Origin of the sequence: Amaricoccus sp. (assembly GCF_036846665.1) — a bacterium.
Classification (GTDB): Bacteria; Pseudomonadota; Alphaproteobacteria; order Rhodobacterales; family Rhodobacteraceae; genus Amaricoccus.
Map to the genome: position 1 here is coordinate 1 of NZ_DAIUBO010000108.1, position 12824 is coordinate 12824.

Sequence of the window (12824 nt, forward strand, 5' to 3'; positions counted from 1 at the left end):
GTCGGTGCCGGGGAAGCTGTAGCTGATGCCCTCGTAGCGCACTGCGCCGGATACCGGGCCGAGCGGCCGGGCATCGGGGCGGTCGGCGACCTCGGGGCGGGCGTCGAGCAGCTCGAAGTAGCCCGCGAGCACCGGGGTCTGACGGAACAGCCCGGCGGCGAAGCGCGAAAGCTGGTCGAGCTTTCCGATCAGCAGGTTGGCGAAGGCGACGAAGGCGACGATCTCGCCGACGGTGACCTCGCCGCGTGCGGCGAGCAGCGCGCCGATTGCGAGCACCGCGACCATGGCGATGGTGGAGGCCGCGCGGGTGAGCACGGTCAGGATGCCCCACCAGGTCAGCACCGGGTACTGGGCCGCAAGCAGGTCCGCCATCACGTCGCGCATGGCGGTGGTCTCGGCGGCGAGCCGCCCGAAGCTCTGCACCACGGAGACGTTGCCCAGGACGTCGCCGACCCGGCCGAACACGCCGGAATGGTAGCGCTCGACGGCGCGCTGCCCCTCGCGGGTGCGGCGGATGACGAGGATGTTGAGCGCGAGGTAGACCAGCGCTAGCACGCCGAGCACCGAGGCCATGCGCGGGTCGACGGCGATCGCGGTCGGTACCAGGAGCACGATGCCCGCGAGCGCGGTCAGCTGCTCGCGCAGGACGCCCAGCCACTGGCCGAAGAGCGCGGAGGTGCCGGCGAGGATGGTACGGACCACCGCGCCCGAGCCCTTCTCGGCGTGGTAGCCGACCGGCAGGGTGATCGCCCGCTCGAAGGCGAGCGCCAGGGCGGCGAGACGACAGCGGTGGGCCAGGCGGTCGGCGGTGACGGCTACCGCGACGCCGGTCGCGAGGCCGGCCAGCGACAGGGCGGCCCAGAGGGCGATGGTTCCGAAGGCGCCGCGGCCCTCGGATAGCGCGTCGACCACGCGTCCGAAGAGCACCGGCTCGGCGAGCTGGACCATGGCGACGACGACGCCAGCGACCGCGACCAGCGCCGCGCGGCCGCGGTCGGGACCGAGCAGGGCGAGGCTTCGGCGGTAGAGCCAGAGGGCGGAGGGGTCAGAGCGGGACATGACCCGGCCGACCGTTCGGGCCGGCGAGCAGGCCGAGCCTGCAGTTGAATTCGCCAGCCTCGCGCAGCTCCTCGAGCTTGAGCGCCAGCGGGCGCCAGTCGTCGTCAGTGTCGATCGCCGACCAGATCGCCTCCACCTCGTCGATCACCATGGTGACGGGCTCCGGGCGACGGGCGTAGGGGTGGGCGAGAGCGGCGTCGAGCCCCGGCGCCTTCGGGAGATCGCGGAGGCCTTCGATCACCTCGGCCCAAGCGGCGGTCTCGAAGGTGGCACGGATCGGGCTCGCGTGCAGCCGCTCGGGCAGGCCGCCGCCGAGCAGGTCGTGGAAGACCTGCTGGAAGGGCGGCGCGCTGGTCTGCATCGCGCCCCAGAAGCGGTGCATCAGGCTGCGTGCCTCGGCGGGATCGCCGGGGAGCAGCCCGAGACGTGCGAAGGTCTGGCGCGCGAGTTCGGCCTGGAAGCGCTCGGCGAAGCTCTCGAAGACCGGCGTGATCGCCTCGACAGAGGAGACCGGGATCAGGCATTCGCCCAGCCGCGCGAGGTTCCAGTTCAGCGCCTCGGGCTGGCGGGCGAAGCAGTAGAGGCCGGTCTGGTCGAAATAGGCGGCGGTGAAGGCCGGATCGAAGCGGTCGAGGAAGCGCCAGGGGCCGTAGTCGAAGCTCTCGCCGGTGATGTTGACGTTGTCGGTGTTGAGCACCCCGTGCACGAAGCCGGCGGCGAACCATTCCGCGCCCATCCGGGCCACCGCGCCGGTGATCGCGTCGTAGAGGCCCGCGGCCGGATCCTCCGCCTCGGCGGCGAGGGGCCAGAAATGCGCGATGCAGTGTTCCGTGAGCCGCCGGATCTCGTCGAGCAGCCCATGGGCCGCGAGGCGCTGGAAGCTGCCGATGCGGATGTGGCTGTGGCTGAGGCGCACCATGACCGAGGAGCGTGTCGGCGAAGGCTCGTCGCCGCGGATCAGCGCCTCGCCGGTCTCGACGAGCGAGAGGGTCTTGGAGGTATAGACGCCGAGCGCCTCGAGCATCTCGGTGGCGAGGATCTCGCGCACCCCGCCCTTGAGCGTCAGCCGTCCGTCGCCCTGGCGCGAATAGGGCGTGGTGCCAGAGCCCTTGGTGCCGAGGTCGAGCAGGCGGCCGTCGGCGAGATCGCGCAGCTGCGCGAAGAGAAAGCCCCGCCCGTCGCCGATGTCGGGGTTGTAGGCGCGGAACTGGTGGCCGTGGTAGCGCAGCGCCAGCGGTTCCGCAAAGCTGCCCGGCAGGGGCTCGAACCGGGCGAAATGGCCGATCCATTCGGCGTCGGAGAACTTGTCGAGTCCGATCCGCGCCGCCCAGCGGTCGTTGCGGAAACGGAGCCGGGATTTAGGAAAGCGCGCGGGGCGAACCGGGTCGAGAAACTCGGGCCCGAGTGCCTCGTGGGTCGTCTCCGGGCGATGTCGGGGTGTGGCCATCGGGTTGATATCGGTGAGATCGGCGCGCCGGGCAAGCCCGGACCCGGTCTCGATCCGGCGGGGCGGCGGAACCTATCCCTGCTGCGGGGCGTTTATCGAACGGACTGAGCGGCCTGAGGGGCCGCCGGATTGATGGAAGGAGCGACAACCGTGAACAAGCGATTCCTCACCGCCTCCGCAGCGGCGCTCGCCCTCGCGCTGGGGGCCGCGGCGCCCGGCATCGCGCAGCAGGCGCAATTGTCGGACTCGACCCAGATCGGGTTGAGCCAGCTGGGCTTCGACGTCGCGTCGGTCGGCGTCATCACCGCCGATCAGGCGGCGCAGATCGAGAACGTGATGGGGAGCACCGACACCGATCAGACGAAGGCCGCGCGAATCGCGGCGATCCTCGGCCAGCCCGGCGACGCGGCGGTTCCCGCCAAGCTCGGCGCGCAGCAGCTCCAGGATTCGGTGACGGCCGACATGAACATGCTCGGCATCACGACGACGGGCGTCGAGAACCTGACGCTCAGCGAGCTCGCCGAGATCGAGAATATTGTCGGTTCCAGCGCCGACAATGCTAGCAAGACGGCGCGGATCCAGGAGGTCATGGGCCGCTCGGAGGCAACCACGGCGGGAAGCTGGGGCGTGCCGCAGCTTCAGGATTCGGTCACGGTCGAGATGAACCAGCTCGGCATCGACTCCACGGGGGTCGACGCGCTGACCCTCGACAAGCTGGCCGAGATCGAGGGCGTGGTGAATTCGAGCGATGACAACGACGAGAAGCGGGCCCGGATCGAAAGGATCATGGCCGAATAGCGCCGAGCCGGCTGCGACCTTGCCGCGTGCGCCCGTCCCTCTCGGACGGGCGCATCGCTGTCGTGGAAGGGTCAGGCCACCGGGGCCCCGGTCATGCGGTGGAGTTCCGCGACCGTACCGTCGTCGAGGTGAAGGGCCTGCGCCAGATCGTGGAGGTAGCGCTTCTCCTCGGCGGTGTCGACGTGGATCGCGAGCAGCGAGGCGGCATAGACGCCGGCGGCCTGCGCCGGGGTTCGGGCCTGGGCCGCGAGGCCGGGGATGTCGATCGGCGCCTGCATTTCGGTCATGACGAAGCGCTTCTCTTCCTCGGTTACCGAATCCGGGGAGATCTTGCCGACGATCTTCTGCATTTCGTCCTTGTCGATCTGCCCGTCCGCCTTGGCGGCACTGATCATGGCCCGGACCGCGAGCTTCTCGGCGTCCGGGCTGACCAGCGACTTGACCTCCTGGGTATCGATGTCGATTCCGGGATCGGTCGCTGCGGTCTCGACGCCCTGCTTGCGGGCCTGCGCGCTCTTCAGCGCCCCGAGCGCCAGCGTGCCGAGCACCGCCATGGCGCCGCCGCGGGCCGCGCCGCCGAGGCCGCCGCCGAGAAGGGCGCCCGCCACCGCGCCGATGCCGCCGATCTGGGCGCCGGACATGCCGCCGACCTGGTCCTTCTGCAGGAAGTCGCGCGCCTTGTCGGCGAAGCCGCCGGCGGCCTGGGAGGCGCCGGCGGTGTTGACGCCGGCCCGGCCGAGGGCGTCCTGGATCTGGCCGAAGATGCCGTCGATGCCGCCGCCCGCGGATCCGAGATTGCGGCTCGCGGTGTCGACGCGACTGCGGGTCTGCGACCCCTGGCCGAGGCCGTCCTGAAGGATCTGGCTCAGGATGTTTCCGAAACTCATGACGTCGCTCCCATGATCGCGTGCATCCGCGTCTGCAGGCGGAGCAACGCATTCCCCCACACTGGCCCAAAGGCCATGGGGTCAAGTGCTAGCAGATAAGCGCGCGCAGGCCAACCGCGCAGGCGCCGGGGCGCCTAGCAGGAAGGCGGCGGTCGTTTCCTTGCGCTCGTCGGGCAGGACCTCGACATGGGCCAGCCGGGTTGCGGCATCGACCGCGGCATGGACGAACTCCCGGCCCGCCGCGTCCCGGCTGCGACAGCCTTTCCGCGTGCCGGCCACCCGATGACCGGCGCTCTCGAAGCCTCCGGGCTTCTCGATGTCGGGGTGGATCGACACGCCCGGCCGGCTCCGCCGATACCTGCGCACCGGTTCGGGCGGATCGAGCCGCGCGAGCCGGACCAGGCCCGCCATCACGTGGCGAACGATCTGATCCCGACTGCGAACCTTCAGGTGGGCAGCATGATGCGGGTCGTTCATCCTTCGGGGTCCTCGGCCGGGTTTCGCGAATGCAGCCCAACCCCGATCCGGGTGAACACCCTTCCGGGACTTCACGGCTGGCGCGCCGATCTCCGGGTCAATGGCCCCTGGCCGCCGGCGTGCGGCCGAAATCGGGCACGGAGGTGTCCTGTCCCGCCTCGATGATGCCGCGGCGGATCGCCCGGGTCCGGGTGAAATACTCCTGGAGATGCGCCCCGTCCCCGGTGCGCACGGCGCGCTGAAGCGCGAAGAGCTCTTCGGTGAAGCGGCCGAGGATGTCGAGCGTCGCCTCGCGGTTGTTGAGGAAGACATCGCGCCACATCACCGGGTCGGACGCCGCGATGCGGGTGAAGTCGCGGAAACCCGCGGCGGAATAGTTGATGACCTCCGAGGCGGTGACGCGGCGCAGGTCGTCGGCGACCCCGACCATGGTATAGGCGATCAGATGCGGCACGTGGCTCGTCACCGCGAGCACAAGATCGTGGTGCTCGGGCTCCATCGTGTCGACCCGCGCGCCGAGCGCGGTCCAGAACCCTAACAGATCCGCAAGCGCACCGGGATCCGTGCCCGGCAGGGGCGTGAGCAGGCACCAGCGGTTGTCGAAGAGCTCGGCGAAGCCCGAGGCGGGACCGGAATGCTCGGTCCCGGCGAGCGGGTGGCCGGGAATGAACCGCACCGTCTCCGGCAGATGCGGCGCGACGGCGGCGATCACCCCGCCCTTGACCGAGCCGACGTCGGTGACGATCGCGCCGGCCTTCAGAACGGGCGCGATCTCGCGGGCCACGGCCTCCATGGCGCCGACCGGCACGCAGAGGATCACCAGATCGGCGCCCCGCGCGGCCTCCGCGGCGGTCTCGCGGACCTCGCATAGCCCGAGCCGGGCAGCCTCGGCGCGGGTCCCGGCGCTGCGGGCATGGCCGGTGATCCGCGCCGGCATCCCGGCCCGGCGCATGGCATGGCTGATCGACGAGGCGATCAGCCCCAGCCCGATCAGCGCCACCTGCTCGAAGGCCATCAGGCGCGAACCCTGACGAAATCCGCCACCACGCTGATCACCCGCTCGCAGGCCGCGGCATCGCCCACCGTGATGCGCAGCGCGGCGGGCAGATTGTAGCCCGCGACCCGGCGCACGATGATGCCCTGCTCGCGCAGGTGGCGGTCGCAGGCCTCAGCCTCGGCGCCGTCGCGGAAGCGGGCGAGCACGAAGTTCGCCTCGGACGGGTCCGAAGGAATGCCGAGGCCAGCGAGGCCCTCGGCGAGCCGCGCGCGGTTGCGGGTGTTCTCGCTGCGGCAATGCTCGGTCCATCCGGTGTCGCGGATCGCCGCGGTGGCGGTCACGAGCGCCGCGGTGGAGAGGTTGAAGGGGCCGCGCACGCGCGAGAGCGCATCGACCACATGGGCGGGACCATAGCCCCAGCCGATGCGCAGCCCGCCCAGACCATGGATCTTCGAGAAGGTGCGGGTCACCACCACGTTGTCGCGGGCGTCGACGAGATCGACATGGCCGTTGAAATCCCGGGCGAACTCCGCATATGCGCCGTCGAGCACCAGGAGCGCCTGCGGCGGCAGGCCGGCGGCGAGACGGGCGACCTCGCCGGCCGGGATCATCGTGCCGGTGGGATTGTTGGGATTGGCAATGAAGACCAGCCGCGTGCGCGCGTTGCAGGCGGCGAGCAGCGCGTCGATATCCGTCCTGCGCTCCCGTTCCGGCACCACGACCGGCACCGCCCCTGCGGCGAGCGCGGAGATGCGATAGAGGCCGAACCCGTGCTCGGTCTGGAGCACCTCGCCGCCCGGCCCGGCATAGGCCTGGCAGAGCAGGCCGATGATTTCGTCCGATCCCGCGCCGCAGACGATGCGTTCCGCGTCGATCCCATGCACCTCGGCGATGGCGGCGCGCAGCTCCGCATGGTCGGAATTCGGGTAGATGTGAAGGCTTTGCGCGGCATTCCTGAAAGCCTCCAGGGCCCGCGGAGACGGCCCGAACGGGTTTTCGTTGGAGCTGAGCTTCAACACCGACGCATGGCCCGCGAGCGTCGATTCACCCCCCTTGTAGGGGGCGATGTCGAGAATGCCGGGCTGCGGTCGGATCGTGGGATGGGGCTCGGACATGGGCACGCTCGGATCTGCTGCGCCCCGTCTCTAGCCGGCCGCCGGGGTGATTTCCACCGGGATTCCGGACGGCGGGCGGCCCACGGGTTTCACCCTGCCCGCCTTTCCGGGCAGGAACGGCGGCCCCGCGACCTGCCGTCGGCGGCCTCCGGCGGGCGCGAGATGCGAAACCGCCCCGGAAGGGCCTCCAAAGTCCACTGGCAAACCATTGACTTCTTGGTTGATCCTGACGGCGCCGGCGACCCGGGCAGAAGGGATCGAGGAATGGAGCCGCTGGAACGGACACCAGCCGGGACATGGGACTATCGGGGAGCTTGCGCGCCGACCGATGGCAGACCGTTCGGCGATCGGATCACCTTCACCTGGGCGTTTCCAATGGCAGGCGCGATCCGGCCGCAACGGCACCAAGCCCGGCAAGGTCGTCAAGCGCTTCGCGGGAGGATGCGACGCGCCCGGGCCGGTATATGCGGCGGCGCAGACAGGGCCGCCTTCATGGACACGCTGAGGAACACCGCCAGGCTCGACGGCGTCGACCCGCAAGTCTGGCTCGCCGAGGTCCTCGCCCGCACCGCCGGCGCGCCGCTCTCCCGACACCGCGCGATCCTGCCCTGGAACTGGAATCCGATCCCCATCCCCACCCCATCGAAAGCAGCATGAACCCTGGGCCTCGGCGGAGGGCCAGGCTCGTCGAGCAGCGCCGTGGCGCCGACCATGCGGCCGGTGGCGACGACCTCGTTGACGATGACATCCATCGCCGCCTCCGCTCGGAACAGCGACGCGACGGCGTCGACTGCGCCGCCAATCGCCGCGTCGAGCGCGCCGTCGGAGCCGCTGTCGAAGCCGCTGCGCCAGCCGCAGCGACCCCGCCGGCGCGGCCTGGCAGCGGCCGACCCTTGCCTCGAGGCTGGTCGGGCCGGTGCCGGGGGAATCCCGCGGACCCGACACGCGGCAATGCCCGCCCAGCCATCCAGCATCTTGCCGGGATCGTCGACCCTTCTCCGATCCCCCGGGTCGGATAAGGGATCAGCGCCGATGTCCGCCCCACGGAGGAACGGAACGTCGGCTCGGCTCCGCGGACAGGACCGGGTTGCGGCGGCTCCGCTCCGGTTCCGGACCGGCTCCGGCGCTGTCTTGCTTCGATCTCGGTGGCACGATGTCGTCCCCCTCCCTCCCCATGTGGCGGTCAACGCCCCGTGGCAAGCCGTTCCAGGCTCGGCAGGCTCGCGGTCAGAACGTGAAGTGCGCCGCGGAAGGTGATGAAGTCCCGCAGGCGCATCTCGACCGCCCCCCCTTCCCGGGGCAGCACGTGCCGCGGATCGGCACCCGGCTTTCCGCGAACGCCACACAGCCCGTCCTGCATTGTCCCGGAATAGGGTGCCCGGCCAAAGCGGTCATTGATCGTCGTCGCCTGCATCCAGCGCAGGACGCTACGGTGCTGCTCGTTCAGCCGCGCGCCGAAGAACACGCCCACGAGCCCACGCGGAACCCCGTCCGGCGCCGGTCCGGCGATGGGCGGGCCGTAGGCAAAGCCGCGGCGGATCAGCCGTGGAGGGCCTTTGGGGAATTTCGCCCGCAAGGGGGGCGTCAGCCTGTCGTCGCGAGGATTGACCAGCCGGATGTGGGCTGCGAGCGGACAACGCGCCCCGTCGGGATCGTCTGCGAAGCCGAATGCGTCATCGGTATCGGCGGCCGCCGGTGGTTCATCGGGCCAGCGGGTGACGGGGGAGCCGTTGCGCCACCTGCCGAGAATGCGCGAGGCGATCCATTCCCGCTCCAGCCCCTCGGGCGCGACACCTCGGACCGCGGCGACGGTGTCGTCGAGGAACTGCTCGAAAGCATGGACATGCTGCTCGATCCACAGGATGCAGCCGATCGTGCCATCGCGGACGAAGTCCTGCCACGGGCCCGGCGCGACCGGGCTGATCGGATAGTCCTCGCTCGGATAGCCGAGCAGGATCTCGCGAAAGTCGACCGGAGCCGAGCCCTCCCCGGCCCAATCGATCGCGGGGCGGGTTATTCCGTCGCGGTAGCCGAAATGGAGCACGCCGTCGGAGGGGACGCGACCGCGCAACGCGCCGCCGGCGAAGCCCGCCAGCGAGAGTTCGGCCACGCCGTTGCGCTCCGCCTCGGCACGGAGGGCAGCGACAGCGAGATCAAGGGCGTCGTCGTCGGCGGCGAGAACATGAACCGTCATGTCCGCATCGGCACTGGACCAGCGGCCCTCCCACCACAGGTCCGGCGCGCTCTCCCCCACGAAGCCGAGTTCGACGGGGTGGGTCGGAAGCGGCGCGACGAACCAGGGCTCCAGGGCCTCTGCGCCTGTTGCCGGATCGAGCCCATCGAGATCGCGGGCGAGCTGCGCAATCCCGCTCCAAGTGAGCGAGGGGTGCATGACGGCCGCTCCGCGAACCGCACCGCCGCTCGCCGCCGGTGTGCGGTCAAGGATCCAGCCGAGCAGCGTCCGGGCGCCTTCGACCGCGCCGAACCGCAGCACCAAGATCGCCGCGCTCCGCTCGGGGGGACGTGCGACGACGATCGACTGAATGCGCGCCAGATCCGGCATCTGAGAAGCCCCGGTGCGGTTGAGTCTCAGGCGGGCGTACTGGCATCCTGGTCGGCGATGACGATCCCGAGCCCGTCCTGGATCTGAGCCACCGTGCGGCCGCCGTAAGCCGAGAACAGGTAGCCTGCGGGCTCGCCGGAAAGGGTCGTGCTTCCGTCGACTGACTTCCCGAGGGACCGGACATTGTGCCTCGACGCGTAGTTCCAGAAGGAGGCAGGATCGGCGACATCCGGGGCGCCGTCGGCCAGCGAAAAGATCGCGGCGAAAACAGGCGTCAGTTCCCTCCGGAACCACTCGGTATATTCCTCATGGCTGCCTTCGTACTCGGTTATGACCTGGATGTATTTGTTGTCGATCACCACGACCCGGGCGAAATGGACGAGGCGCGACTCCCTGAGTTTCTCGTCGATCTTCGGCTGCACCTCTGCCGCGAAAATTTCTCCCAGATGCGCCAGCGCTTTCTGCGACTCGGGATCCTGCTTGAGGGGAAGGGTGAGATTGAGGGCGTGGGTCACTGCAAATTCTCCAAGAATGGGACTCAAAAAACTGCTCGCAATACGCCGATGATAGCATGTCTCGCTGTGGAATGGATGGCTTTTCTCGACGGCCGCAAGCCCTGCCTCCGCCTCCTGCGCGGCACGGGAATCAGGAGAAGGAACGATCCGGTCACGTGCGCTCCGCGCTGGGCCGCGAGCCGTCCGGGCTTTCGTCGCAACGAACCGAAAGGTCGGAAGCGACGGTCATCTCGCGTACCCGCATCCGCACCGGGCCGACGATACCGAGGCTGGTCGAACCCGACGGAACCGGCCGCGGTCGGTCTGCCGGCCGGCGCCATATGCAGATGCCGTCGACGCAAGGCAGTCGCACGAGTGGCAGATCGACGCCGCCATCGCGCCCTTCCGGGGGACGTAGCGCATCGCCGAATCCCTGGCCCGCGCGGCCGAGCCCAATGACCGCGCGGCGTGGCCCGCCTCGGTGCCGCAGCGTGTGCACAACGCTACCGCCCTGCCTGCACCGGACCGCTCAACCGAAGCGGACGATCGGCGCGCTGCATGCGCCGGCCTGTTTGACGCGCCAGCTGCACTGGTCCTTCGCGCCGCCGCGAAGTGGGGGTTCAGGCAACCGCTCCGGTTGCGAGGTCGATCACCACGGCGTGCCCGCTCTCCTTTCGCACGCTCAGCGTGTAGCCGTGCTGCGCCGGCGGCCGGTTCTGGCGCAGCCAGTCGAGCGAGGGCGCCTCGTTGGTGACGACGACATGCGGATGCCGACCCGCCGCCTCGGCCGCGTCCACGATCATCGCGAGGAGCGCGGTGTCGGGATTGTCGTGCCGGCCGTTCGCCGACACGAGGTAGATGTCGGCGGGCAGCCGCTCGAAGAACTCGCGCGTGGCGTTGCGGTCGCTCCCGTGGTGCTGCACCTTCAGGAGGCGCAGCTGACGCGTTCCATCCGCGGCGAGGAAACCGGTCCGCTCGAGGCCCTGCAGGATGTGGTCGCCGCGGGCGTCGCCGGTGAGGAGGACGTCGCCATCGGCGGTCTCGCCGAACAAGACGATGCTGCTGAGGTTGGGGACGCTGGTATCGGCGTTCGCCATCGCCGTGACGTCGCCCATCTCGAAGCCATCGACGTGGCGCTCGATCCACGCGACCCATTCGCGGCGAAGTTCGTCGAGGTTCTCCCGGGTCGGTCCGACGATGGCGAAACTGGCGTTGCCGAACGGCCAAGCCGGACGGGTGGCACCTTCGACGACGATCGGTCCTCCCCCGAAGAAGCCATTCAGCGGAATACCGAGCTTGGTCGCCATCCGCTGAAGCTTTGCGCCTTCGGCGATTCCCAGCATGGCGATCGAGCCGTTCGCAGCCGCCACGCCGGCGCGCCCCGCCTGGCTCACCATCGCCTGAATGTTCGCGAACAGCGATCCGCGCGCATCGTCGATCGTCGAGCCGAAGCCGTTGTGCCAGAGGTCGGCGATCGCCACCGGGTCGGCTTCGCCGTCGGCGCGCGCACGCTCGACCTCCGCGAAGAGGTCGAGGATGCCGGTGATGTGGTCGGCGTCGACATGGCTGACGATGACCGCCTCGAGCATCTTGCGGCCGCCGGGCAGGTCCATGAGGTAGGGCATCAGCCGCTTCGCGCAGATGCCGGCAATGCCGCCGTCGACAAGGGCGAAGCGGCCGCCGTCCTCGAGCAGCAGGCAATCCCCTTCCGCGGCGTCGATGGCGTGGACGCGCATGGTCAGGGCCTCTCCGTCACGGTGACGCCGCCCACCGGATAGGTGGCGACGAGGGCGAAATCCTGCGGCACCCAGATCAGGCCGTCGGCGAAGAGCGCCAGCGTGTGTGACCCCGGCTCGACCTCGGCGCGGATCACGTGGACGTTGTTCTGGGGATCGCGCAGCAGGACGTTGGTTTGCCCGGCCAGCACGAGGCGGGGGTCGTGCGCGGGGAAGTCGAGGAGGCGCACGCCGTCGGCGTTGCCGATCCAGTTGACGGGGACTCCTCCCCGGCGGGTGTCGAGGATGATCCGCAGCTGGTTCTGCAGGCTCCGGCCGGGATAATCGGTCCAGGCGAGGGTGATCCGGAGCTCGCACGGCTGGTTCACGACGAATTCCCAGCGCCGCCGGCCCTTGCGCTGAAGGAAGCGGAGGTGGGGATCGCGCTGCCAGGTGTCGACGAAGAAGACCTCGAAGGCCGGCGCGGCCGGGTCGGGGAGGGTGCGCGCCATGTCGATGCGGCCGAAACCCTGGTGGAAGTTCGGATTGCCCTCCGGCAGTGCGACCGCGTCGGCGCCGGTGAGCACCGTGGTGCCGTTGACGATGGTTGCCTTGATGAGCGCCGCGCTCGGCTCCGGGTGGGTCCGCGCCGTACGGAAGTACTGGCGGACGAGCGTCGCGCAGCCGGCGACGATCGGGCAGGCCATGCTCGTTCCGCCCAGGAAGGCGTAGTTCCGGTTGCGCGGATAGGCGCCCCAGAACTTGGAGAGCGGGGCGTCTTTCGAGCGCGTGGCGGCGATGTCGGTGCCGGGGGCGACGACGTCGGGCTTGATGCGGAAGTCGTCGCACGGCCCGCGCGCGCTGAACGCCGCGAGCCCCTCCGTGTCGCCCGATACCATCTTGTCGCCGATCGGCGCCGCAAAATGGTCGGGCCAGCCGTCATGCCATGTCAGTTGCGCGTAGCCCCCTTTCGTCCGGCTGCTGCGGCTGGCGCCGACGGTGATCGCGTTCTTGGCCGTCGCCGGCGAGCCGAGCGACGGGAAGTCGACGAAGCCCGCCTGTGCGGCATGGCCTGGGAGGCAGCTCCCGTCGTTCCCGGCGGCGACGACCGCCGTGAAGTCGGGGTGGGCGTGGACGAAGGCGTCGATGTCGAGAGCCATGCTGTCGTAGCGCGACTGGATGTAGGCACCCCAGCTGTCGTTGTGGACGCGGACACCCGCGTCATAGGCGGGTTGGAGCAGGTCGCCGAGCGCGACCGGCAGGCCGCCGAGC

The 12824-nt window shown here is 70.0% G+C and carries 13 protein-coding genes; 2 read left to right on the plus strand and 11 right to left on the minus strand.

The features are described from left to right. Together V7050_RS11725 and V7050_RS11730 are read right to left on the minus strand one after the other, a co-directional pair. Positions 1-1059, minus strand: a 1059-nt coding sequence (locus V7050_RS11725; protein WP_324410567.1) for an ABC transporter transmembrane domain-containing protein, incomplete at its 3' end; no start/stop codon positions are given. Beyond that, on the minus strand, positions 1046-2506 hold the full coding sequence (locus tag V7050_RS11730) for a protein adenylyltransferase SelO (RefSeq protein ID WP_324367953.1): 1461 nt from the start codon (positions 2504-2506) through the stop codon (positions 1046-1048). The genes V7050_RS11730 and V7050_RS11725, both read right to left, overlap by 14 nt. A 150-nt stretch (positions 2507-2656) precedes the next feature. Here V7050_RS11730 and V7050_RS11735 point away from each other — a divergent pair, with 150 nt between their 5' ends. Beyond that, on the plus strand, positions 2657-3304 hold the full coding sequence (locus tag V7050_RS11735) for a hypothetical protein (RefSeq protein ID WP_324367955.1): 648 nt from the start codon (positions 2657-2659) through the stop codon (positions 3302-3304). 71 nt (positions 3305-3375) lie between these two features. Here the strand turns inward: V7050_RS11735 and V7050_RS11740 are convergent, their stop codons facing one another. From V7050_RS11740 to V7050_RS11775, 8 genes are all read right to left on the minus strand, one after another. Beyond that, positions 3376-4191 (minus strand): tellurite resistance TerB family protein, encoded by an 816-nt coding sequence (locus tag V7050_RS11740; RefSeq protein WP_324367957.1) that lies wholly within the window; start codon positions 4189-4191, stop codon positions 3376-3378. 81 nt (positions 4192-4272) lie between these two features. After that, positions 4273-4668 carry a hypothetical protein gene (locus tag V7050_RS11745; RefSeq protein ID WP_324367959.1) on the minus strand — a complete coding sequence of 132 codons (396 nt, stop codon included), beginning with the start codon at positions 4666-4668 and terminating at the stop codon, positions 4273-4275. Between the two features lie 97 nt (positions 4669-4765). Continuing rightward, positions 4766-5683 (minus strand): prephenate/arogenate dehydrogenase family protein, encoded by a 918-nt coding sequence (locus tag V7050_RS11750; RefSeq protein WP_324367960.1) that lies wholly within the window; start codon positions 5681-5683, stop codon positions 4766-4768. Beyond that, positions 5683-6780 carry a histidinol-phosphate transaminase gene (gene hisC / locus V7050_RS11755; protein ID WP_324367961.1) on the minus strand — a complete coding sequence of 366 codons (1098 nt, stop codon included), beginning with the start codon at positions 6778-6780 and terminating at the stop codon, positions 5683-5685. Before hisC ends, V7050_RS11750 begins: the two co-directional genes overlap by 1 nt. 422 nt (positions 6781-7202) lie before the next feature. Next, complete coding sequence (locus V7050_RS21050; RefSeq protein ID WP_442885600.1) at positions 7203-7532, minus strand: hypothetical protein; 330 nt, start codon at positions 7530-7532, stop codon at positions 7203-7205. A gap of 431 nt (positions 7533-7963) precedes the next feature. Then, a complete protein-coding gene (locus V7050_RS11765; RefSeq protein WP_324367962.1) occupies positions 7964-9343 on the minus strand; it encodes a hypothetical protein in 1380 nt (459 codons plus the stop codon). Positions 9344-9369: 26 nt separating this feature from the next. After that, the gene (locus tag V7050_RS11770) at positions 9370-9858 is read right to left on the minus strand and encodes a hypothetical protein (RefSeq protein WP_324367963.1); all 489 of its coding nucleotides are present in this window, start codon (positions 9856-9858) and stop codon (positions 9370-9372) included. A gap of 599 nt (positions 9859-10457) precedes the next feature. Continuing rightward, positions 10458-11489 carry a hypothetical protein gene (locus V7050_RS11775; protein WP_324374775.1) on the minus strand — a complete coding sequence of 344 codons (1032 nt, stop codon included), beginning with the start codon at positions 11487-11489 and terminating at the stop codon, positions 10458-10460. Between V7050_RS11775 and V7050_RS11780 the strand changes: the two genes are divergently transcribed. Further along, the gene (locus tag V7050_RS11780) at positions 11400-11615 is read left to right on the plus strand and encodes a hypothetical protein (RefSeq protein WP_324374777.1); all 216 of its coding nucleotides are present in this window, start codon (positions 11400-11402) and stop codon (positions 11613-11615) included. The two genes, V7050_RS11775 and V7050_RS11780, sit on opposite strands and share 90 nt — an antisense overlap. On the opposite strand, the gene V7050_RS11785 is transcribed toward V7050_RS11780, so the two are convergent. Beyond that, a partial coding sequence (locus V7050_RS11785; RefSeq protein ID WP_324410569.1) for a S8 family serine peptidase occupies positions 11576-12824 on the minus strand: 1249 nt, incomplete at its 5' end. The genes V7050_RS11780 and V7050_RS11785 overlap by 40 nt on opposite strands.

Coding starts and splice junctions, on each gene's coding strand:
- V7050_RS11730 (WP_324367953.1), bottom strand. CDS start 2,506: ATGGCCACACCCCGACATCGCCCGGAGACGACCCACGAGGCACTCGGG.
- V7050_RS11740 (WP_324367957.1), bottom strand. CDS start 4,191: ATGAGTTTCGGAAACATCCTGAGCCAGATCCTTCAGGACGGCCTCGGC.
- V7050_RS11745 (WP_324367959.1), bottom strand. CDS start 4,668: ATGAACGACCCGCATCATGCTGCCCACCTGAAGGTTCGCAGTCGGGAT.
- V7050_RS11750 (WP_324367960.1), bottom strand. CDS start 5,683: ATGGCCTTCGAGCAGGTGGCGCTGATCGGGCTGGGGCTGATCGCCTCG.
- hisC (WP_324367961.1), bottom strand. CDS start 6,780: ATGTCCGAGCCCCATCCCACGATCCGACCGCAGCCCGGCATTCTCGAC.
- V7050_RS21050 (WP_442885600.1), bottom strand. CDS start 7,532: ATGGATGTCATCGTCAACGAGGTCGTCGCCACCGGCCGCATGGTCGGC.
- V7050_RS11765 (WP_324367962.1), bottom strand. CDS start 9,343: ATGCCGGATCTGGCGCGCATTCAGTCGATCGTCGTCGCACGTCCCCCC.
- V7050_RS11780 (WP_324374777.1), top strand. CDS start 11,400: ATGGCTGACGATGACCGCCTCGAGCATCTTGCGGCCGCCGGGCAGGTC.